This window comes from Mycobacterium sp., assembly GCF_019243155.1.
Taxonomy (GTDB): Bacteria; Actinomycetota; Actinomycetes; order Mycobacteriales; family Mycobacteriaceae; genus Mycobacterium.
Genome location: NZ_JAFAUS010000498.1, coordinates 1 through 20,214, shown reverse-complemented (window position 1 = coordinate 20,214; position 20,214 = coordinate 1). Strand labels below are relative to the sequence as shown.

Sequence of the window (20,214 nt, the reverse complement as noted above, 5' to 3'; positions counted from 1 at the left end):
CAGGAACGTCTGCGCGACCTCGAGACCGCGGTCCACCTCGCCGAGCACCGCGTCGGCGGGCACTCGCACGTCGGTCAACTCGACCTCGCCGTGGTCGGTCGGCATGTTGAACGTCCACCAGTAGTACGGAACATTGAAGCCCGAGGTGTCGGTGGGCACCAGGAAGGCGGTGATGCCGCGGGCCTGGCCCGGCTCACCGGAGGTGCGGGCGAAGATCAGGTCATGGGTGGCGCGGTGCACTCCGGTGTTGAAACGCTTGGAGCCGTTGATGACCCAGCCATCGCCGTCCGGTTCGGCGCTGGTGTCCAGCCACGTCGCGTCCGAACCATGCTGCGGTTCGGTGAGGCCGAACGCCATGGAGCGTTCGCCGGTGATCAGCGCTTCGGACCAGAGCTTGCGTTGCTCGTCGCTCCCGAAGCGCTCCATCATGATCACCTGCGGGAAATTCCCGACGATCGACGACTCGTTCTGCAAGTCGTTGTGCAGGCCAAGGCCCTTGTGCGCCAGATGCTCCCGGATGACTGCCATGTCGACGTTGGTGCCGTCACGACCGCCGAGCGAGGAAGGCAACCCATAGCGCAGCCAGCCCGCCTTGTCGGCTCGCCTGCGCATCTCGGCGAGCAGGTCCTCCCACTGAACGGTCGGGATGCCGTCGTTGTCCCAATCGGTGCGCGCATGTTCGCGGCGCTGGTCGAAGTACTGGATGTTCTCGCGTTCCAGCGGTTTGATCTCCGCCTCGATGAACGCGTCCATCTCGGCGAGCAGACCCGGAAGATGTTCTGGGAGAGTGAAATCCACGATTCTATCCTTAAGCTCCGTACAGCGTCTTCTTCCAGATCGTTGACAGGATCGAGATGGCGTCCGCGTCGCTGATCTCCAATCCGAGCCCGGACGGACCGACGAAGACGGTGGTGAAGTTCTCGAACAACAACGCGATGGCGGCCGCGGTGTGCTCCGGGTTGAGCTCGGTTCCGTGGCCCTGCTCCTGCGCGCGGCGCACCGAGGCGGCGACGATGTCCATGCCGAAGCGGCGGAACTCGTTCTGGACAACAGCGAAGCGCTGCTGGGTCGCGGCGAGCTGGGCGACGGCGATCATGATGCCGATGTTCTGCTTGAAGATGTTCCAGTAGCCGGTGACCACCGAAGTGAAGAACGCCTCTTCGTCCGGCGAGTCAGGCAGGTGCAGGCTCAAGCCGGACGGGGTGACGACGTCGTGCAGGAAGGACTCCGCAAGGGCGGCCAGCAGGTCCTCTTTGTCGGCGAAGTACCGGTAGAACACGGCCGGTGACTTGCCCGCGGCCGAAGTGATGTCGGCCAGGGTGGTACCGTGAAAGCCGCGTTCGGCGAACAGTTTTCGGGCCGCCTGCTCGATGGCCGCCCTGGTCTGGCGGCCTTTGGGGGTCAGGGCAGGCGCGGTCATCAGTTCCGGATCCGGTCACCGGCGCGCAGCACAGCGCTCGGCAGGTCGTGACCGACAACGGATCTCGCGACGCCGGCGGCGGCGATGGCGGCCTGCAGGTCGACGTCGACATCGATGTCGCTGTCGCGCAGCAGGTACACCAGGTCCTCGGTGGCGATGTTGCCGGTGGCGCCGGGGGCGAACGGGCAGCCGCCCAGCCCGCCGACGGAGGCGTCGAGCCTGGTGACTCCGGAGCTGACCGCCGCGTAGGCGCTGGCCAGCCCCGAACCGCGGGTGTTGTGGAAATGGCCACCCAGTGGCATGTCACCGATCACCGGACGCAGCTGCGCGATAAGCGAACTCACGCGTCCGGGCGTAGTGGTGCCGATCGTATCGGCGATCGACAAGCGGTCGGCGCCGCCGTCGACCGCGGCCGCGGCGATGTCGAGCACCCGCTGCGGCGGGGTGGGGCCTTCGAACGGCGAGTCCCACGCCGTCGCGATGACGACCTCGACGCTGACGTCGCCGTCGTGCGCGATGGCGACGATCTCGTCGATCTGGTCGGTCGCCTCGGTGCTGGAGCTCCCGACGTTGGCCTGGCTGAACGTGTCGTCGGCGGCCACCACGTATTCGATGGAGCGCAGGCCCGCGGCCACGGCGCGCTTGGCGCCGTTGGGACTGGCCACCAGCGCGGAGAATTCGATGTCCGGGTAGTCGCGCAGGTGGGCGGCGAGCTCGGCGGCGTCGGCCATCGACGGCACCTTCGAGGGGGAGACGAAGGCCGTGGCCTCCACCTCGCGGACCCCGGTAGCCGCCACCGCGGCCAGTAGTTCGAGCTTGGCCGACAACGGGATTGGCTTCTCGATCTGCAGGCCGTCGCGCAGCGACACCTCTCGAATATCTACGTGTGTCATAGCACCTCCTCGGCCCGCAGTCGCTCGAGCTCTTCGGCCGTCTTGCCCAGCAGCCCGACGTAGACGTCCTCATTGTGCTGGCCGGGACGGGCGGGGCCCGCGTTGCGGACGCGGCCCGGGGATTCCGAGAGCACCGGCACGATGCCCGGCCCCAGCACGTCGCGCCCGATCCGTTCGTCGTAGTGCTCGACCAGCATCCCGCGCGCCCGCAGCTGCGGATCGTTGACGACTTCGGCGACGGTGTTGATCGGTCCCGCGATCACCCCAGCGCCGGAAAGCGTTTCGATGATGTCGACGGGCAGCCGGTCCGCGGCCCACGCGCCGATGATCTTGTCCAGTTCGTCTTGATTGCGGCCGCGCGCGACATGTGTGGCGAACCGGTCGTCGGTGGCCAGTTCCGGGCGGCCCATCGCCTTGCACAGCCGGGCGAAGACGGTGTCCTGGTTGGCGGCGATCACCACCCAGGACCCGTCTGCGCTGCGGTAGATGTTTGAGGGCGCGATGCCCTCGAGCCGGGTGCCCGACGGTCCGCGCACCACCCCGCCGACGTCGTAGTCGGGGATCGTGGATTCCTGTACGGCCAAACATGATTCGGTCAACGCGACGTCCACCACCTGGCCGCGACCGGTAACGCTGCGCCGATACAGCGCCGCCAACGCGCCCTGCGCGCCGAACATGCCGGCCAGGCTGTCACCCAGTGAGAGCGCCAGCCGGGGCGGCGGGCCGCCGGGGAAACCGTTGAGGTGTCGCAGTCCGCTGGCCGCCTCGGCGACCGAGGCATAGCCGGCCTTGGCCGCGTCGGGTCCGGTCTGCCCGTAGCCCGATACCCGCACCAGGATGATGCCGGGGTTGCGTTCGCTGAGTACGTCGTAGCCCAGGTTCCACTTTTCCAGCGTGCCCGGACGGAAGTTCTCGACCACGATGTCGGATTTCTCGACGAGGTCGCAGAACAGCTCGCGTCCGCGGGGGCGGCGCAGATCCAGTGTGATCGCGCGCTTGTTGCGCGCATGCACCGTCCAGAAGACGTGCTGCCCATCGACTTCGGCCTGACCCCAGGTGCGCAACGGGTCCGGGGCGCCGGGGGGCTCTACTTTGATGACGTCGGCGCCCAGGTCACCGAGCAGCCGGCCCGCGAAGGGGCCGGCGATCAAGGTGCCCAGCTCGAGCACCCGGATACCGTCCAGCGGTCCGGCAAGTGTCATACCTTGCTCGCGAAATCGTGCCGGATCAGCCAGTCGGTGACGATGTCGACGGCGGCACGCAGCTTGTCGCGTTGGTCGGGACCCGCGTAATAGTGTGTGGCACCAGGGATTTCGTGCATCTCCTTGTCGTGGTGGCCGATCGCGTGGAAAAGCCGCCGGGTGTGGCTCGGGGTGCAGGCGTCATCGGCCAGATTACCGATCACCAGCGCCGGGATCGCGATATCGGGTCCACAGGCCGTCCCGTCGCCACGGGCGTCGTCGTAGCTCCATTGCGAGAGCCAGCCACGCAACGTGCAGAAGCGGGCCAGTCCGACCGGGCTCATGTTCACCACTTGAGGATCCCCCAGGTAGCACGTTCCCGGGGTCCGTTCGTTGGGATCGACGGTCGGATCCAGCCAGCGCGGGTCGGCCATGGTGCCGTGCACGACGAAGCCGAACTCGTCGTCGGGACGGCCTGCGGCTTTCAACTCGGCGAGCTTGTCCTTGACCCAGGCGGTGATGCGGCGGTTGCGATCGATCTGCGCCTGCCGGTACCGGGCCAAAAATCCCTGGCTGTAGGGCGGCTGGTTCGGGTTGTCCGGGTTGTACAGGTCGAGTTCCGGATCACGCTTGGTGGGATCGGATTCGTCGAGGATCGACGCATCCATCCATTCAGTCATCGTGCCGTGCCGGCTGATGTGCGCGGCGAGCAGCATGATGCCGTCGGCGGGGGTCAGGTCGAGCTTGGTCAGGTCGGGACCGTCGCCCGACGGGCTCGACGTGATGGTCGGCTGCTGGGCTTGCTGCTGGTAGAACACCGACAGCGAGCCGCCGCCGCTCCAGCCGGCGAGCACCACCTTGGAGTAGCCGAGACGCTTCTTGGCGTCCTTGATGCACTCGCCGAGGTCCTCGACCACCTTCTCCATCAGCAGCGCCGAGTCGGTGCCGCGGAATCGGCTGTTGCAGTAGATGACGTGATGACCGGCGCGGGCCAACGCGTTCATCATCGGCAGGTATGCGCCGCCGCCGATCGGGTGCATGAACACCAGCACGGTGTCCGACGGTTTGTCCTTCGGCTTGAGCAGGTAGCTCTCCAGCACCGTGATCTCGGCGAGGCCGCCGTAGACGTCGCGGACGTCCGAACTGTTTTGGAACGCAACGAGATAGGGGATTCGGTCGTATTCGTGTTTCGCGGCGTGTGTCATTGGCGCCGCTCCTTGTCATCACTTCGTTCTGCATCGTCGCCGGCGCGTGTCATTTTCAGTGTTGCCCCAAATCGTTTGCCAGTATTTCGGCCGACGGAGTCAGCCGACGCCGGGTGTCGACGGCGATCACCTGCCAGTCGACGCGGGAATAGTCGTCGAACTTGCGGCGTGCCCGTTCTCGCGCCTTCTCCGGTGCGCCGTGGTGAACCCCTTGCGGCGCATGCGAAATCAAGCCGGGCGGCATCGGGATGCCGTACAGGGAGCCGCCGTGGAAGAAGGCGATCTCGTCGTAATCGACGTTGCGGTGATACCACGGCGTGCGCTCGGTGCCCGGAACGGCCTCGGCGGGTTTGGGCAGGAAGTTCATCACGTAGACACCGGTGGCCTGCATGAACAGGTGCACCGTCGGCGGCAGGTGGACGCTGTCCGAGGTGACGACGTTGTAGTCGGCGATGTTGAAGGTGAAGGCGAAGTTGTCGCCGCGCCAGCCTTCGACATCGAGCGGATTGTGTTGATAGAAAAGGGTTGTCGGGCCACCCTCGTGGACGAGCCGGACCTCGTACTCCTCTCGGCCATCGTCTTCGAGAGGGGCCGGCTCGGGGATGACGGCCTGCGACGGATCGAACGGGAAGTGGCGGCCCAGCGCGCCGGGCGGCGGCACCCGGAACTCATCGCGGGCCTCGATCATCAGCATCGTCGTCTCGCTTTCGGGCACCTGCCGCCAGGTGCAAGCCTTCGGGAGGTAGATCCAGTCACCCTCGCGGTAGCGCAGCGGCCCGAACTCGGTTTCGGCCAGGCCCGAGCCCTGATGCACGAAGCACAACAGATCGCCGTCGACGTGACGAACGAAGAAGGGCATCGGTTCGTGCCGACGGCTCAACAGGATTCGGCAGTCGTCGTTGCTGAACATCAGCAGGGGTCCGCCGTTGGCGTCGGTGGTGTCATCGGGCTTGAGCTCGGTGGCCAACACGTCCACGGGCCGCAGCGGGCCGACCGATCGGTAGGCGGTGGGGTCGTGGCGGCGGTAGAGGTTCGCGGTCCGGCCGGTGAATCCGCCCCGGCCGAGCTCGTCGTCCTTGAGTCCGTCGAGATCGGCGTGCAGTCGGCGCGGTGTCCTGCCTTTTCGCAGGTGCACAAAGGATTCCATGGAAGGCCCCTAGATTCGCGTGCAAAACTGAAAGTGACATTACTTTCTCTTTTGCTGCCGCACAAGGGCCGGTGCTGGCATTTCAAGGTCCCGCTAGTCGCGGATGCGCAGCACGACCTTCCCTTTGGCGCTGCGGTTCTCCAGCGATGCGACCGCGGCCGCCGCCTCTTCCAGCGGGTACACCGCCGGCTCGGGCGGGGCGAGTTCGCCGGAGGTGAGCAATCGCTCGAGTCCGGCCCACTGCTCGGCCAACGCGCCCGGATGGGTCGCGGCCCACGCACCCCAGCCCACGCCGACAACGTCAACGTTGTTGAGCAGCAAGCGGTTCACCTTCACTGTGGGGATCTCACCGCCGGTGAAGCCGACGACCAGCAGCCGACCGCCCGGTGCGAGCGAGCGAAGGGAGTCGGTGAACCTGTCGCCGCCGACGGGATCGACGACGACGTCGACGCCGCGGCCGTTGGTCAACTCCTTCACCGCGTCCTTGAAGCCATCGGCCAGCACGACGTCCGTCGCACCGGCCGTCGTGGCGATGTCGGCCTTCTCCTGCGTGCTGACCACCGCGATTGAGCGCGAGGCGCCCAGTGCCGGCGCCAGTCGCAGCGCCGAGGTGCCGATGCCGCCGGCCGCGCCGTGCACGAGCACCGTCTCGTTAGGCTGCAGCCGGCCGCGGACGGTGAGCGCGAAGTACACCGTCAGATCGTTGAACAGCAGGCCGGCGCCCGCCGGGAAGCTGACGTTGTCCGGAAGTTTGAAAACCCGGTCGGGTGAGAGCACCGCGACCTCGGCCATGCCGCCGGTGAGCATCGTGAGCCCGACAACGCGGTCTCCGGCACGCACGTGAGCGCCGTCCGGCGCGGACCGGACCACACCTGCGATCTCGGCTCCGAGCACGAACGGCGGGTCCGGGCGGTACTGGTACAGGCCGCGGGTGAGCAGGGCATCGGGGAAGGCGACTCCGGCGGCGTGCACCTCGACCACAACGCCGTCACCAGTGGGTTCGTCGATCTCGGTCAACTCGACCGCGTCTGGACCGTCTAGCCGAGTCACCTGTGCCGCGCGCATGCCACCTCCGTCGTCAGTGTCAGCCGAATAGCGCCCGAACAGCGCTCGATCAGCCTACTGAATCCGGGGCGGCTACTTGAGCTCGGACGACGACAGGCCCAGCAGGCGGCGGGCGACCACCAGCTGCTGGATCTGCTGGGTGCCCTCGAAGATGTCCAAGATCTTGGAGTCGCGCGCCCACTTCTCCAGCATGGACTGCTCGGAATAGCCTGCGGTGCCGGACAATTCGACGGTCTTGAGGGTGACGTCGCTGGCCATCCGGCCGGCCTTGGCCTTGCTCATCGACGCTTCTTTGGAGTTGGGGATCTTGTTGTCGGCCTGCCACGCGGCGCGCAGGGCCAACAAGTAGGCGGCCTCCCAGTCGGCCTCCAGGCGCAGGAACTCGGCCGCGGCCGCACTCTGGACGTGCGACGGCCTGTCGTAGGAGATGTCCACGCCTGCCTCGGTGAGGATCTTGCGGATTTCCTCCAGCGCGGCGCGGCCCACCCCGACGGCCATCGCGGCGACGATCGGCCGGGTGTTGTCGAACGTCTCCATCACGCCGGAGAAGCCCTTCCCGACCTCGATTTCCGGGTTGCCGAGCAGGTTCTCCTTGGGGATGCGGGCGTTGTCGAACCGGATCGCCGCGGTGTCGGAGCCCTTGATGCCGAGCTTGCGCTCGAGTCGCTCGACCGTGACGCCCGGATGCTCGCGGGGCACGATGAACGACTTGATCGCCGCACGGCCCTGCGACTTGTCCAGGGTCGCCCACACCACGATGTGCGTGGCGCGCGAACCTGCGGTGACATAGATCTTTTCGCCGTTGATGACGTACTCGTCACCGTCCAGGCGCGCCGTCGTGGACACCGCGGCCGAATCCGAGCCGAAGCCGGGTTCGGTGATCGCCATCGCCGCCCACACCTGGCCCAGGCGCTCTAGCTGCTCCTTAGTGGCGACCGCGGAGATCGCCGCGTTGCCCAGCCCCTGGTAGGGGACCGAGAGCATCATCGCGACGTCGCCCCAGCAGGCCTCCAAGGTCTGCAGCAGCGCCGCCATGTTGGCGCCGTTGTGGTTCTTGTCGCGGTCCTCGTCCTCGTGACGCAGGGCGTCGGCACCGGCGAATTCGAACGATTCCGAGGCGCCGGCGAACAGGTTGTACAGCGTGTCGAGTTCGACCGGGTAGGCGTGTTCTTTCAGGTCGTACTTGCGGGCGATCGGCCGCATCAGTTCTGCGGCGCCCTGATGGGTCTTGTCGACGACCGCCTGCAGCTTGCGGGGAAGTTCGAGATTGATTGCCATGATTGAACTTTCAGCTGGAGTTAAATGACGGCCTAGATGACTACGACGCCTTCGGCGACGCCGATGGCCCGCAGGTCGCGGTACCAGCGCTCGACCGGGTGTTCCTTCGTGAAGCCGTGGCCGCCGAGCAGCTGCACGCCGTCCAGGCCGATCTGCATGCCCTTGTCGGCGCCCAGCCGTTTGGCCAGTGCCGCTTCGCGTGTGAATGTCAGGCCCTGTTCGGCGCGGGCGGCGCCGCGCCAGGTGATCAACCGCAGGCCGTCCAATTCGATCGCGATGTTGGCGCACATGAAGGCCACGGCCTGGCGATGAGCGATCGGCTCGCCGAACGCCTCGCGTTCCTTGACGTAGGGGACGACGTAGTCGAGCACCGCGTGCGAGGTGCCCACGGCGAGCGCCGCCCAGCCCAGCCGGGACAGTGCGATCGCTTCGGAGTAATCGTCGTCGGTCGCCTCGTCCTCACCAAGCCGCGCGTGCAACGGAACCGACACGCCTGACAGCTCGAGCTGGCCCAGGGCCGCCGCACGAATCCCCATGCTCGGATCCGCTTTGACCGTAAGGCCTTTCGCCGACGACTCGACGATGAATAAGGCTGGCTTGCCGTCCAGTTGCGCGCCGACGATGAACAGCTCGGCGTCGGCCGCCGCCGGGACCATCGACTTCACGCCGGTGAGGCGGTATCCGCTCGGCGTGCGCACCGCGGTCGTCTTCAGCCGGGTGGGGTCGAACAGCGGTTGCGGTTCGGCAATCGCGACGCAGGCCTGGGGTACGTTCTCGCCGGCGAACTCCGGCAGATAGGTGGCCTGCTGGTCGGCGCTGCCCCAATGGGTCAGCGCCGAGGCCACACCGCCCGGGGCCAGAATCGGCAGCGCCAGACCCATGTCGCCGTAGGCCAGCGCCTCGGCGACGAGCACGTTGGTCACGCTGGAACGGTGTGCGGCGATGCCGTCGAAGTCCTCGGGGATGTTGACGGCGGTGATGCCCAGCTCGGCGGCCTTCGCGATCAGCTCGGGCGGATACGTCGCCGCCTCGTCCGCGTCGTGGGCCGCGGGCCGCAGCACCTCCGCGGCGAATTCGTCGAGGGTCTCCACGATCATCTTCTGGTCGTCGTCCGGCGTCAGGTCGAAGTAGTCCTGGCCGCTCGCCTTGAGCCGGGTGGGGCCACCGCGCAGGTTCTGAACCCGCTTGAACTGCCGTGAACCGGCGGCGGCGGTGGAGAAGACCTTCTTCGTTCCGTAGCGCAGGCCGCGGTTGAGCGGATCGCGCAGCCGGTATTTGTCCAGGAACTCCTGGCCGACGAGCGGCGTGAGCAGCGCAATGGCGATGTCGACGCCGGTGCGCTGGTGTGGTTGCTGCCCGACCCCGGTTTTGCGGCCGCGCCGTTTGGCGCGGGGGCGGGCGGGCTTTGAAGTCTTTTTTGAACCGGAAACAGTGTCGGTCATGTGAGCAGCCTCGGTCGTTGGGGCGATGCGTACTCAGCCTATCTTACTCCGGAGTAAGGTAGCCAGCTCCGTGTTAACTAATTCACAGCGCCGTCCGCGCCGAGGCGCTCCAGAACACGCTCGTGCAGCAGGCCGTTGGTCGCTACCGCGCTGCCCCGGTGCGGACCCGCGATGCCGTCCAAGCCGGTCATCGTGCCGCCCGCCTCGCGGACCAGGATGTCGAGCGCCGCGAGATCCCAGACCGAGACTTCCGGTTCGGCGGCGATATCGACGGCCCCTTCGGCGAGAAGGCAATACGACAGGAAGTCGCCGAAGGCACGCACCCGCCACACGTCGTCGGTGAGCTCGATGAAGCTGTCCCGCAACCCGCGCTGCGCCCAACCGGACAGGCTCGAGAACGAGAGGCTGGCCGAATTGAGTTGTGCCACAGACGAAACCGACAGCCGTCGCGGCGGGGTGCCGTCGAGTTGGGTGAAAGCGCCCTGGCCGCGTGCCGCCCACCAGCGGCGTCGCAGTGCCGGCGCGCTGACGGCGCCGACCACGGGAACGCCGTCATGCAGCAACGCGATCAGGCTGGCCCAGACCGGGACCCCGCGCACGAAGTTCTTGGTGCCGTCGATCGGGTCGATGATCCACTGCCGTCCCGTGAAACTGGTCTCACCGCCGAACTCCTCGCCGACGATGCTGTCGGTAGGCCGTTGTCGGGCCAGCACGTTCCGGAGTTCGCTTTCGACGGCGCGGTCGGCGTCGGTCACCGGTGTCAGATCCGGTTTGGTCTCGATGCGCAGGTCGAGTGCGCCGAACCGGGCGGAGGTCAGCGCGTCGGCGCGGTCGGCAAGGTTGAGCGCCAATGCCAGATCGTCCTGACTCATGACGCAGTCCTATCACGGCCCTACCATGGCGGAGTGTGGGAATTCGGTCTGCTGCTCCTGCTGGTGGCCGTCCTGGGGGTGTTCCTGGCCCAACGGTTCGTGTCGCGCGGTCCCCGGGGTGAGCAGTTCAGCGGGACGTTGCTGGTGACCGGGATCAGCCCGCGGCCCCCGGCCACCGGTCAGCAATTCGTCACTATCGCCGGGGTGATCAACGGCCCTACCGTCAACGAGCACGCGGTGTATCAGCGGATGGCGGTCGACGTCGACCACTGGCCGACGGTGGGTCAGCTGTTCCCGGTCGTGTATTCGTCGAACAATCCCGACAACTGGAGATTCGCGCCGCCGGCGCCGCCCCCGCCGCCGGAGCAGCAACCACCTGTGGTCTAGCGAGTTTCGTTGGAGCAGAACGAGGTTCAACTAACCGTCTCGTTGCGGTCGGGCTCCGGACCGAACCGGAACAACCGCCCGGTGACCTCGGTCGGGGTTATCCGGACGTAGTGCGGCTTGAGCGTCGCGGTCCACGGCAGCAACTGCGCGCGGTCGGCTCGCTGGATGTCGGCGTCGGTCTTCAGCAGTCGGGCGTTGCCGCGCACGATGACGCTCCAGCCTTCCGCGGCGTTGTGGTCGTCGACCTCGAAGACCACCGCGCGATTCGCCACGGCCGAAACCAGTTTGGTGCCCGGGGCGGACCGGAACAGCACGGTGCGGTCTTGCACGACGTAGTTGACGGGAAAGACCTCGGGCTCCCCGGCAAAGTTGGTGATCAGCCGGCCAAGTGTCATGCCGCCCATCAATTTCCAGTTCTCATCGTCAGAGAGCACGGTGACCGGTTCGTCGCTCATTGCTGACAACCCTCCTAACGAACTTCGCCCACGCCATCAACGCTACGCAGAACTGGCGTGGGCCAGGTAGGGCCGTTAGTACTTTCTTCGCGCTTGAAGCGTATTAAATACGTTGCTAACCAACGTATTCCGTGATCGGCTAAAGCTCAGCCGTGGCCGACGTGCAATAGCTTGGTCAGGCTCGGCAGCTTGACGCGGGGACGCCCGTGTGACTCACCCGCTGCTCGCTCGTGTTGGTCGATGAGGTCCCAGTGGGCGGAGGTGACCAGCTTGGGCTGGCGCTCGGCCAGCCAGTCGGCCAGTTTGTCGACATGGTCGGCGCCGAAGTCAGACAGTTCGCCCTCCTTCGCGCCGGCCAGGTCGGCGAGCAGGGTGTCGACGGTCTCCTGCGAGTCCTTCTTATTGGTGCCGATGACACCGGTCGGACCACGTTTGATCCACCCGACGACGTATTCGTTGCGGCTGCCGTCGATCCGGCCGCCGGTGTTGGGGATCGTGGCGCTCTTCTCGTCGAACGGCAACCCCGGCGTGGGCACACCCCGGTACCCGACGGAGCGAACCACCAACTGGGCCGACAGCTCCTCGCGCTCGCCGGTGTCTTTGGCCGACACCCGCCCTTTTTCGTCGGCGACCAACTCGTTGCGGCCGAGCACGATCCCTTCGACCTTCTCCTCGCCCTTGATCTCGACCGGCGAAGTGAGGAACCGGAAGACCATCCGGCGGTGGCCGGGACGGGGCTCGCGCTTCGCGTAGTCGCGCAGCACCTTGATGTTCTGCTTGATCGTCTTGCCCGCCTCGGCCGCGTCCTCGTCACTGATGTCGTCCAGCTCGGCCGGGTCGATGATGACGTCGACGCCCTCGAGGTCGACCAGCTCCCGCAGCTCGAGCGTGGTGAAGGCCGCCTGCAGCGGTCCGCGCCGGCCGAGAATCAGTACTTCTTCCACACCGCACGGACGCAGGGATTCCAGCGCGTGGTCGGCGATATCGGTGCGGGCCAGCTCGCCGGGATCGGTGATCAGGATGCGCGCGACGTCGAGTGCGACATTTCCGTTGCCGACGACGATGGCTCGCGCACCCGACAGGTCGGGCGCGATTTGCTCAAAATTGGGGTGAGCGTTGTACCAGCCCACGAAATCGACGGCCGCCACGCTGCCGGGAAGGTCCTCGCCGGGGATGTTCAGCGCACGGTCGGACTGCGCCCCGACGGCATATATCACCGCGTCGTAGCGCTCGGCGAGTTCGGTGGCCTCGACGTGTTCGCCCACGGACACGTTTCCGAAGAAACGGAAACGGGGATCGCCGGCCGTCTTCTCGAATTGTTTGCTGATCGACTTGATTTTCGGATGGTCGGGCGCGACGCCGGAGCGCACCAGCCCCCACGGCGTCGGCAGCATCTCCAGCATGTCGACGGTCACGTCGACGTCCTCGGACGAATCGGCCGCCTTCAGCAAGGACGCGGCGGCGAAGAAACCCGACGGACCGGAGCCGACGATGGCAACGTGATATGGACGCATACTCGACCTTCTGTTGTTGCCGGATTGCGCGCAGAGGGGCTGTCGCACGCAACGCGGGGTGCACATGATCGTGACTCGATGCTAAACGCTGGGCCATCGGTCGTGACCCGAACACTCGCCGCAGGCGGCGGCAGTTGTCGGTCCCGGTAACGTGGTCCGATGTGGAACTCGACCGTCAAGCCGATATAACCGCACTTGACTCCACCCTGACCACGGTGGAGCGGGTGCTCGACGTCGACGGTCTGCGCAGCCGCATCGAGAAGCTGGAGAAGGAAGCGTCGGACCCCAATCTGTGGGACGACCAGGCCAACGCCCAGCGCGTCACCAGCCAGTTGTCCCACGCCCAAGGGGAGTTGCGGCGGGTGGAAGAGCTGCGGCAACGCCTCGACGACCTGCCGGTGCTCTACGAGCTTGCGGCCGAGGAAGGCGAGGGGGCCGCCGACGCGCAAGCCGAGGCTGACGCCGAGCTCAAGGCGCTGCGGGCCGATATCGAAGCGGCCGAGGTACGCACCCTGCTCTCCGGCGAATACGACGAGCGCGAGGCGCTGGTGACCATCAGGTCCGGCGCGGGCGGCGTCGACGCCGCGGACTGGGCCGAGATGCTGATGCGCATGTACATCCGCTGGGCCGAGCAACACAACTACAACGCCGAGGTGTTCGACACCTCCTATGCCGAAGAGGCCGGCATCAAAAGCGCCACCTTTGCGGTTCACGCGCCCTATGCGTACGGCACGTTGTCGGTCGAGCAGGGCACCCACCGGCTGGTCCGGATCAGCCCCTTCGACAACCAGAGCCGGCGGCAGACATCGTTCGCCGAAGTCGAAGTTCTGCCGGTGGTCGAGACCACTGATCACATCGACATTCCCGAAGGCGATGTGCGCGTTGACGTCTACCGTTCCAGCGGGCCCGGCGGTCAATCCGTGAACACCACCGACTCGGCGGTTCGGCTTACGCACATCCCAACGGGTATCGTCGTAACTTGTCAGAACGAAAAATCGCAATTGCAGAACAAGGTTTCGGCGATGCGAGTGCTCCAGGCAAAATTGTTGGAGCGCAAGCGATTAGAAGAACGCGCAGAGTTGGACGCCCTGAAAGGCGAGGGCGGCAGCTCCTGGGGAAACCAGATGCGCTCGTACGTACTGCATCCGTATCAGATGGTCAAGGATCTGCGAACCGAGTACGAGGTGGGCAATCCCGCGGCCGTCCTGGACGGAGACATCGACGGATTCCTGGAAGCGGGCATCCGGTGGCGCAACAGAAAAGATGACGAGTAAAACAAGCTTTCTTGCGGGAAGAGAGATTCTCGCCACAGCAATGACGCAGCGCTGGCACGACTTCTGGCGCGGCGAGATCGGTGAATGGGTCCTCACCCGCGGCCTGCGGGTCGTCATGCTGCTCATCGCGGCGGTTCTCGCGGTGCGGTTCGTCACCTGGGTCGCCGACCAAGTGGACCGGCAACTCGACGAACGCTTCGCCGAGAGCGACGCCCTGGTCCGCTCGGAGGCGACCAAGCACCGCCAGGCCGTCGCGTCGGTGATTCAGTGGGTGTCGATCGTCCTGATCGCCATCTGGGTCATCGTGCAGATCGCCGACGTGCTGCAGTTCTCCATCAGCGGACTCATCGCGCCCGCGACCGTGGTCGGTGCGGCACTGGGCTTCGGTGCTCAGCAGGTGGTCAGGGACATCCTCTCCGGGTTCTTCATCATCGTCGAGAAGCAGTACGGCTTCGGTGACCTCGTGACGCTCACCGTCGTTTCCGCGACGGAAGCCAGCGGCACGGTCGAGAACGTGACGTTGCGCGTGACCAGGCTGCGCTCGCCGAACGGCGAGGTGTTGGTCATTCCCAACGGACAGATCGTCAAGGCCGTCAACCAGTCCAAGGACTGGGCCCGCGCGGTGATCGACATCCCGGTGTCGACCAGCACCGACCTGAACCGCGTCAACGAGGTCTTGCACCAGGAGTGCGACCACGCCATGGACAACCCGCTGCTGGGTGAGCTGCTCCTGGACGCGCCGACGGTGATGGGCGTCGAAAGCATCGAAGTGGATACGGTCACCCTGCGGATGGTGGCCCGCACCCTGCCCGGCAAGCAGTTCGAGGCCGGCCGTCAGCTGCGCGTGCTGGTCGTCCGCGCGCTGGCGCGCGCCGGCATCGTCACCGCGGCCGACGCCAAGGTCGGCCTGGTCGACGACGCGGCCCTGCCGGCCGACGAGGCCGCTGAGGCCGACCGGGTCGCGGCCGCAGCGCACCACGATTCGGTGCAGCAACGGTGAAATTCACGCTGAACGTCCTCGAGAAGCGTCGGGGGGACGGGGAGAAGACCTGGCCGAATTTCATGTTCGGCGGGCGGGTCCGCACCTCGACCCTGGCGTTGATCGTCGCGTTCCTGGCCCTGTGGTGGACCTACAACACCTACAAGCCGGAACCACCCGCCAAGCCGGTGGCCCCCCAGGTGGTGCCACCCGGCTTCGTGCCCGATCCGAACTACACGTGGGTGCCGCGCAGCCGGGTGCAGCAGCCGCCGGCCACCGTGCCCTACACGCCGACCCCGACCAGCACACCGCCGCCGCCGCCTCCGCCGCCCCCGCTGGCGCCGCCGACCACCACGACGACGACATCGCCGCCGCCGTTCCAGCTGCCGCAACTGCCATGCGTGCTGCCGGCGCCGTTCTGTCCGCCCAGCACGAGCCCGCCCACACCAACGTCCCAGCAGCCGCAGCCGGGGCCCGGACCGGCGCCGACTACGTCGCCACCGGCCAGCTGACTTAGCCCGTCAGCGAAATTCACCGCTACACTGGCGTGCCGTGATGATCACCCTTGACCATGTAAGCAAGAAGTACAAAGCCTCGGCGCGCCCGGCGTTGGAAGACGTCAACGTAAAAATCGACAAGGGTGAGTTCGTCTTCCTGATCGGCCCGTCGGGCTCGGGTAAGTCGACATTCATGCGGCTGCTGCTCGGCGAGGAGAACCCGACCAACGGCGACATCCGGGTGTCGAAGTTCCACGTCAACAAGCTGCGCGGTCGGCACGTGCCGAAGCTGCGTCAGGTGATCGGCACCGTGTTCCAGGACTTTCGGTTGCTGCAGCAAAAGACGGTGTACGAGAACGTCGCCTTCGCGCTGGAAGTGATCGGACGACGGGCCGAAGCGATCAACCGCACGGTGCCTGAGGTGCTGGAGACTGTGGGCCTGTCCGGCAAGGCGAACCGGCTGCCGCACGAGTTGTCCGGTGGCGAACAGCAGCGGGTGGCGATTGCCCGCGCGTTCGTCAACCGGCCCCTGGTTCTGCTGGCCGACGAGCCCACTGGCAATCTCGACCCAGACACCAGTAAGGACATCATGGATTTGTTGGAGCGGATCAACCGCACGGGAACGACGGTGCTGATGGCGACGCACGACCACCACATCGTCGACTCCATGCGGCAGCGGGTCGTCGAGCTGTCCTTGGGCAGGCTCGTTCGCGACGAGCAGCGCGGCATCTACGGGATGGACCGCTAAGTGCGCTTTGGCTTCCTCTTCAATGAAGTACTGACCGGGCTTCGTCGCAATGTCACGATGACAGCCGCGATGATCCTGACCACCGCCATCTCGGTCGGTCTGTTCGGGGGCGGTCTGCTGGTGGTCCGGCTGGCCGACAACTCGCGGGAGATCTACCTCGATCGCGTCGAGACGCAGGTGTTTCTCACCGACGACATCTCCGCCAACGACGCGACGTGCGGGTCCGGGCCGTGCAAGGCGCTCCGAGACAAGATCGACGCCCGGCAAGACGTCAAATCGGTGCGGTTCGTCAACCGGCAGGACGCGTACAACGACGCCATCAAGAAGTTCCCCGAATTCAAGGACGTGGCGGGCAAGGAGTCGTTTCCCGCGTCGTTCATCGTCAAGCTGAACAACCCCGAACAGCACGCGGAGTTCGACACCGCGATGCAGGGTCAGCCCGGAGTTCGCAGCATCCTCAATGAGAAGGATCTGATCGACCGGCTGTTCGCCATCCTCGACGGTTTGCGAGACGCCGCGTTCGCGGTGGCCCTGGTCCAGGCCGTCGGCGCGATCCTGCTGATCGCCAACATGGTCCAGGTTGCGGCGCACACGCGGCGCACTGAGATCGGGATCATGCGGCTCGTCGGCGCCAGCCGCTGGTACACCCAGCTGCCCTTCCTGGTGGAGGCGATGCTGGCCGCGGCCATCGGTGTGGCGATCGCGGTCGTCGGCCTGTTGCTGGTGCGCGCGGCGTTCCTGGACAACGCGTTGAGTCAGTTCTACCAAGCTCACCTGATCGCGAAGGTCGACTACGCCGACATCCTCTACATCGCCCCGTGGCTGTTCTTGCTCGGCGTGTCGATCGCGGCCGTGACCGGTTACGCGACCCTACGCCTCTATATACGGCGGTAGCAGCCATGGCCAAAGGACCCGGCCGGGCCAAAGCGGCGGGCGGCAAACGCGGCGGCAAACAGGTCATCGCCACCAATCGCAAAGCACGGCACGACTATTCAGTGATCGAATTATTCGAGGCCGGAGTTGCGTTGCAGGGCACCGAAGTCAAGAGCCTGCGCGAGGGCCAGGCATCGCTGGCCGACGCGTTCGCAACGATCGATGACGGCGAAGTTTGGCTGCGCAACTTGTATATCGCCGAGTATCAGCACGGCAGCTGGACCAATCATGATCCACGTCGCAATCGAAAGTTGTTGTTACATAGGCAACAAATTGACAGCCTCGTCGGCAAGATACGAGATGGTAACCTCACTTTGATGCCGTTGTCATTGTATTTCTCTGAGGGCAAGGTCAAGGTCGAACTTGCTTTGGCGCGCGGCAAGCGAGCGTATGACAAACGACAGGACATGGCTCGCCGCGATGCAGAACGCGAAGTCCAACGCGAAATGGGCCGCCGGGCAAAGGGTATGAACTGATCGGGGCCGCTTACGCCCAGCTGTCGGCCGTCACCTACGGCGTCAGCGACTTTGTGGGCGGCGTAGCAGCACGGCGAGTGGCCGCGCTGCGCGTAATGCTCGTCGCTTACCCGATCGAAACGATTTTGCTTGGTGCGCTGGCATTTTGGGTCGGTGGACCCATCCACGCCGGTGCGATCATCTGGGGCGCCCTGTACGGCGTCGGGATGGCGTTCGGCATGTGGGCTTTCTTCGCCGCACTGGGTGCCGGGCCGATCTCGGTGGTGTCACCGTTGGCCGCCGTGCTCAATGCCGCGGTGCCTGTGGCGGTCGGCGTGGCGATGGGGGAGCGGCCGGGTCAAGCGGCGGTGGTCGGCGTGGTCCTGGCACTGGTTTCGGTGATGCTCGTCAGTCGCGAGGCCCCGGTCGAAGACGCGCCCTATCGCTTCACGCCCAAGGTGGCCTGGCTCACAGTCGTGGCGGGCTCGGCGATGGGATTGAACCTGGTGTTCCTGCATCAGGCCCCACACGAATGCAAACTCTGGCCCCTGGTGTTCGCGCGGGTGGCGGCCACTGCGGTGGTGTTCATGATGGCTGGAACCAGCGGCAATATGAAGGTGCCGCGTGGTAGGCCGTTGAAGTTGGCTCTGAGCACGGCGCTGCTGGACATCTTCGCCAACATCACCATGCTGGCGGCGCTGCACACCTGGCTGCTCTCGTTGACCAGCATCCTGGTCTCGCTCTATCCGGCGGCGACGGTCGTGCTGGCGATGGTCGTGCTGCGGGAGCGGGTCACCCGCCTGCAGGGAGTCGGCATGGTGATGGCCATGGGCTCCGTGGCCATGATCGCCGGAAGCTAACTGTTTATCCGTTACTAACCGGCTTACGATCCGACCATGGCCGATCGTCCCGTCACCAAGCTCGACAAGTCAGTTGTGTTGTCCGGTCTGTTCGCCGTGTGGGACGACATCGGAGCGCTCGTCGGCGGCCTCTCGGAGACGGAGTGGCTGTCCGCAAGCCCGCTGCCGGGCTGGGACGTCAAAGCCCTGGTGGCCCACATGGTGGGCACCGAGTCGTTCCTTTCCGGCGTGGCCCCACCCCAACCGGACATCGACGTCTCGGCACTCGGCCACGTTCGCAACGACATCGGAACGATGAACGAGTGCTGGGTTCGTCATCTCAGCGCGGAACCCGGCGCGGACGTGCTTAAGCGGTTCAAGGCGATCACCGACGATCGGCGGAAGGTCCTGACGAGCCTGCCCAACGACGAGTGGGATGCGGTGACCGTGACTCCGGCGGGCCCGGAATCGTATGGCCGATTCATGCGGATCAGGGTGTTCGACTGCTGGATGCACGAGCAAGACATCCGCACGGCGCTTGGGCGGCCGTCGTCCGACGACGAGCTCGCCGGAACGGCGTCGGGGCTGGCACTGGACGAGGCCGCCGCCACGATGGGATACGTCGTGGGCAAGTTGGCCAAGGCGCCCGACGGTTCGCGCGTCCAGTTGGAGTTGACCGGCCCCTTGGCCCGCACCATCCGCGTCAAGGTGGACGGACGAGCCCAGGTGGTCGACGACTTCGGCGGCCAAGAGCCGACGGCGACGGTCAGGTTGGACGGACTGCAATTCACCAGGCTGGCCGGCGGCCGCCCGATGTGTCCTGCGCGCGCCCAGGATGTCGAAATCGGCGGTGACGAAGGCGTTGCCGGCAGGGTGGTCGAGCATCTGAACTTCGTAATCTGATCGCGCCCCGGCGCGGAACATAATCCCGTTGCCGCTGGTTGATGGGCAGGTAGAATAGGTCATCCTGCCGAAAATCGGTGGGGATGTTCGAAGTAACAAAGACAAGGGGCTGAAAGGTTTCGACTTCGCGCATCGAATCAAGGGAAGCGTGCCGGTGCAGGCAACCGACCACCGTAAGCGTCGTTGCAAACATATAAGCGCCGATTCACATCAGCGCGACTACGCTCTCGCTGCCTAAGCGACAGCTAGTCCGTCAGACCGGGAACGCCCTCGACCCGGAGCCTGGCGTCAGCTAGAGGGATCAACCGATGAGTCCGGTCGCGGGACTCATCGGGACACCAACAGCGACTGGGATCGTCATCCTGGCTAGTTCGCGTGACCAGGAGATCCGAGTAGAGGCATAGCGAACTGCGCACGGAGAAGTCTTGAGGGAATGCCGTAGGACCCGGGTTCGATTCCCGGCAGCTCCACTGAACATCAACTGGTCAGAGCGATGAAGCTCTGGCCAGTTTCTTTTTTGATCAACATCTCAGCAACATCTGTCGGTTAAGCTGGTGCCTTTCCGTCTTTCGGCCCAAACATGAGCGACTCGACACCTTTGCTTCCGTCTTCTGCGGGTGGTCCAAAACCGGGCTCCGCAGCCGATGACTCGGCTGCCAAATTCGACAGCTCTGCGCTGAGTACCTGCCCGGGCCGGGGTGTGCTAGCTGCTAGCGGGTGCGTTCGC

21 protein-coding genes and 1 other RNA gene are annotated in these 20,214 nt (G+C 65.8%); 10 read left to right on the top strand and 12 right to left on the bottom strand.

What is annotated here, in order from left to right; all coding sequences use genetic code 11:
- The 10 genes from JOZ00_RS25115 to hisN all read right to left on the bottom strand — a co-directional run.
- Positions 1-798, bottom strand: a 798-nt coding sequence (locus tag JOZ00_RS25115) for an acyl-CoA dehydrogenase family protein (RefSeq protein ID WP_293349665.1), incomplete at its 3' end; no start/stop codon positions are given.
- A gap of 10 nt (positions 799-808) precedes the next feature.
- Entirely contained in the window at positions 809-1,420 is a 612-nt protein-coding gene (locus JOZ00_RS25110) for a TetR/AcrR family transcriptional regulator (RefSeq protein ID WP_293349662.1), read from the bottom strand.
- Positions 1,420-2,313, bottom strand: coding sequence for a hydroxymethylglutaryl-CoA lyase (locus tag JOZ00_RS25105; RefSeq protein WP_293349659.1), 894 nt, complete (start codon positions 2,311-2,313; stop codon positions 1,420-1,422). Before JOZ00_RS25105 ends, JOZ00_RS25110 begins: the two co-directional genes overlap by 1 nt.
- Complete coding sequence (locus tag JOZ00_RS25100; protein ID WP_293349656.1) at positions 2,310-3,515, bottom strand: CoA transferase; 1,206 nt, start codon at positions 3,513-3,515, stop codon at positions 2,310-2,312. Before JOZ00_RS25100 ends, JOZ00_RS25105 begins: the two co-directional genes overlap by 4 nt.
- Positions 3,512-4,699: an alpha/beta fold hydrolase gene (locus JOZ00_RS25095; RefSeq protein ID WP_293349653.1), complete on the bottom strand. Its 1,188-nt coding sequence runs from the start codon at positions 4,697-4,699 to the stop codon at positions 3,512-3,514. The genes JOZ00_RS25100 and JOZ00_RS25095 overlap by 4 nt, the downstream gene beginning before the upstream one ends.
- Positions 4,700-4,754: 55 nt before the next feature.
- Positions 4,755-5,846, bottom strand: coding sequence for a homogentisate 1,2-dioxygenase (locus tag JOZ00_RS25090; RefSeq protein WP_293349650.1), 1,092 nt, complete (start codon positions 5,844-5,846; stop codon positions 4,755-4,757).
- A gap of 93 nt (positions 5,847-5,939) precedes the next feature.
- Positions 5,940-6,911: an NADPH:quinone oxidoreductase family protein gene (locus JOZ00_RS25085; protein ID WP_293349647.1), complete on the bottom strand. Its 972-nt coding sequence runs from the start codon at positions 6,909-6,911 to the stop codon at positions 5,940-5,942.
- 72 nt (positions 6,912-6,983) lie between these two features.
- Positions 6,984-8,189, bottom strand: a complete 1,206-nt coding sequence (locus JOZ00_RS25080) for an acyl-CoA dehydrogenase family protein (protein ID WP_293349644.1) — start codon at positions 8,187-8,189, stop codon at positions 6,984-6,986.
- A 32-nt stretch (positions 8,190-8,221) separates the two neighbouring features.
- Positions 8,222-9,631 (bottom strand): acyl-CoA dehydrogenase family protein, encoded by a 1,410-nt coding sequence (locus JOZ00_RS25075; RefSeq protein ID WP_293349641.1) that lies wholly within the window; start codon positions 9,629-9,631, stop codon positions 8,222-8,224.
- Between the two features lie 77 nt (positions 9,632-9,708).
- The gene (hisN, locus tag JOZ00_RS25070; protein WP_293349638.1) at positions 9,709-10,503 is read right to left on the bottom strand and encodes a histidinol-phosphatase; all 795 of its coding nucleotides are present in this window, start codon (positions 10,501-10,503) and stop codon (positions 9,709-9,711) included.
- A 33-nt stretch (positions 10,504-10,536) separates the two neighbouring features.
- Between hisN and JOZ00_RS25065 the strand changes: the two genes are divergently transcribed.
- Positions 10,537-10,890, top strand: coding sequence for a hypothetical protein (locus JOZ00_RS25065; RefSeq protein WP_293349635.1), 354 nt, complete (start codon positions 10,537-10,539; stop codon positions 10,888-10,890).
- Between the two features lie 26 nt (positions 10,891-10,916).
- Here JOZ00_RS25065 and JOZ00_RS25060 read toward each other — a convergent pair whose 3' ends face one another.
- Together JOZ00_RS25060 and JOZ00_RS25055 are read right to left on the bottom strand one after the other, a co-directional pair.
- Positions 10,917-11,345 carry a pyridoxamine 5'-phosphate oxidase family protein gene (locus JOZ00_RS25060; RefSeq protein WP_293349632.1) on the bottom strand — a complete coding sequence of 143 codons (429 nt, stop codon included), beginning with the start codon at positions 11,343-11,345 and terminating at the stop codon, positions 10,917-10,919.
- Between the two features lie 146 nt (positions 11,346-11,491).
- Positions 11,492-12,859, bottom strand: a complete 1,368-nt coding sequence (locus JOZ00_RS25055) for an FAD-dependent oxidoreductase (RefSeq protein ID WP_293349628.1) — start codon at positions 12,857-12,859, stop codon at positions 11,492-11,494.
- A 161-nt stretch (positions 12,860-13,020) separates the two neighbouring features.
- Between JOZ00_RS25055 and prfB the strand changes: the two genes are divergently transcribed.
- The 9 genes from prfB (at position 13,021) to ssrA (ending at position 19,960) form a co-directional block, all read left to right on the top strand.
- On the top strand, positions 13,021-14,133 hold the full coding sequence (gene prfB / locus JOZ00_RS25050; RefSeq protein ID WP_293349625.1) for a peptide chain release factor 2: 1,113 nt from the start codon (positions 13,021-13,023) through the stop codon (positions 14,131-14,133).
- Positions 14,134-14,173: 40 nt separating this feature from the next.
- Complete coding sequence (locus JOZ00_RS25045) at positions 14,174-15,133, top strand: mechanosensitive ion channel family protein (RefSeq protein ID WP_293349622.1); 960 nt, start codon at positions 14,174-14,176, stop codon at positions 15,131-15,133.
- Positions 15,130-15,624, top strand: coding sequence for a hypothetical protein (locus tag JOZ00_RS25040; protein WP_293349619.1), 495 nt, complete (start codon positions 15,130-15,132; stop codon positions 15,622-15,624). The genes JOZ00_RS25045 and JOZ00_RS25040 overlap by 4 nt, the downstream gene beginning before the upstream one ends.
- Before the next feature lie 43 nt (positions 15,625-15,667).
- Positions 15,668-16,357: a cell division ATP-binding protein FtsE gene (gene ftsE, locus JOZ00_RS25035; RefSeq protein ID WP_293349669.1), complete on the top strand. Its 690-nt coding sequence runs from the start codon at positions 15,668-15,670 to the stop codon at positions 16,355-16,357.
- Positions 16,358-17,251 carry a permease-like cell division protein FtsX gene (ftsX, locus tag JOZ00_RS25030; RefSeq protein ID WP_293349616.1) on the top strand — a complete coding sequence of 298 codons (894 nt, stop codon included), beginning with the start codon at positions 16,358-16,360 and terminating at the stop codon, positions 17,249-17,251.
- A gap of 5 nt (positions 17,252-17,256) precedes the next feature.
- Positions 17,257-17,766: an SsrA-binding protein SmpB gene (gene smpB, locus JOZ00_RS25025; protein WP_293349613.1), complete on the top strand. Its 510-nt coding sequence runs from the start codon at positions 17,257-17,259 to the stop codon at positions 17,764-17,766.
- Positions 17,763-18,605, top strand: a complete 843-nt coding sequence (locus JOZ00_RS25020; RefSeq protein ID WP_293349667.1) for an EamA family transporter — start codon at positions 17,763-17,765, stop codon at positions 18,603-18,605. Before smpB ends, JOZ00_RS25020 begins: the two co-directional genes overlap by 4 nt.
- Before the next feature lie 36 nt (positions 18,606-18,641).
- Positions 18,642-19,487, top strand: coding sequence for a maleylpyruvate isomerase family mycothiol-dependent enzyme (locus JOZ00_RS25015; protein WP_293349610.1), 846 nt, complete (start codon positions 18,642-18,644; stop codon positions 19,485-19,487).
- A gap of 105 nt (positions 19,488-19,592) precedes the next feature.
- Positions 19,593-19,960: a transfer-messenger RNA gene (gene ssrA / locus JOZ00_RS25010) on the top strand.
- Positions 19,961-20,214: the final 254 nt, after the last annotated feature.

Coding starts and splice junctions, on each gene's coding strand:
- JOZ00_RS25015 (WP_293349610.1), top strand. CDS start 18,642: ATGGCCGATCGTCCCGTCACCAAGCTCGACAAGTCAGTTGTGTTGTCC.
- JOZ00_RS25105 (WP_293349659.1), bottom strand. CDS start 2,313: ATGACACACGTAGATATTCGAGAGGTGTCGCTGCGCGACGGCCTGCAG.
- JOZ00_RS25095 (WP_293349653.1), bottom strand. CDS start 4,699: ATGACACACGCCGCGAAACACGAATACGACCGAATCCCCTATCTCGTT.
- hisN (WP_293349638.1), bottom strand. CDS start 10,503: ATGAGTCAGGACGATCTGGCATTGGCGCTCAACCTTGCCGACCGCGCC.
- JOZ00_RS25090 (WP_293349650.1), bottom strand. CDS start 5,846: ATGGAATCCTTTGTGCACCTGCGAAAAGGCAGGACACCGCGCCGACTG.
- JOZ00_RS25055 (WP_293349628.1), bottom strand. CDS start 12,859: ATGCGTCCATATCACGTTGCCATCGTCGGCTCCGGTCCGTCGGGTTTC.
- smpB (WP_293349613.1), top strand. CDS start 17,257: ATGGCCAAAGGACCCGGCCGGGCCAAAGCGGCGGGCGGCAAACGCGGC.
- ftsE (WP_293349669.1), top strand. CDS start 15,668: ATGATCACCCTTGACCATGTAAGCAAGAAGTACAAAGCCTCGGCGCGC.
- JOZ00_RS25045 (WP_293349622.1), top strand. CDS start 14,174: ATGACGCAGCGCTGGCACGACTTCTGGCGCGGCGAGATCGGTGAATGG.
- JOZ00_RS25075 (WP_293349641.1), bottom strand. CDS start 9,631: ATGACCGACACTGTTTCCGGTTCAAAAAAGACTTCAAAGCCCGCCCGC.
- JOZ00_RS25110 (WP_293349662.1), bottom strand. CDS start 1,420: ATGACCGCGCCTGCCCTGACCCCCAAAGGCCGCCAGACCAGGGCGGCC.
- JOZ00_RS25080 (WP_293349644.1), bottom strand. CDS start 8,189: ATGGCAATCAATCTCGAACTTCCCCGCAAGCTGCAGGCGGTCGTCGAC.
- JOZ00_RS25085 (WP_293349647.1), bottom strand. CDS start 6,911: ATGCGCGCGGCACAGGTGACTCGGCTAGACGGTCCAGACGCGGTCGAG.
- JOZ00_RS25100 (WP_293349656.1), bottom strand. CDS start 3,515: ATGACACTTGCCGGACCGCTGGACGGTATCCGGGTGCTCGAGCTGGGC.
- JOZ00_RS25060 (WP_293349632.1), bottom strand. CDS start 11,345: ATGAGCGACGAACCGGTCACCGTGCTCTCTGACGATGAGAACTGGAAA.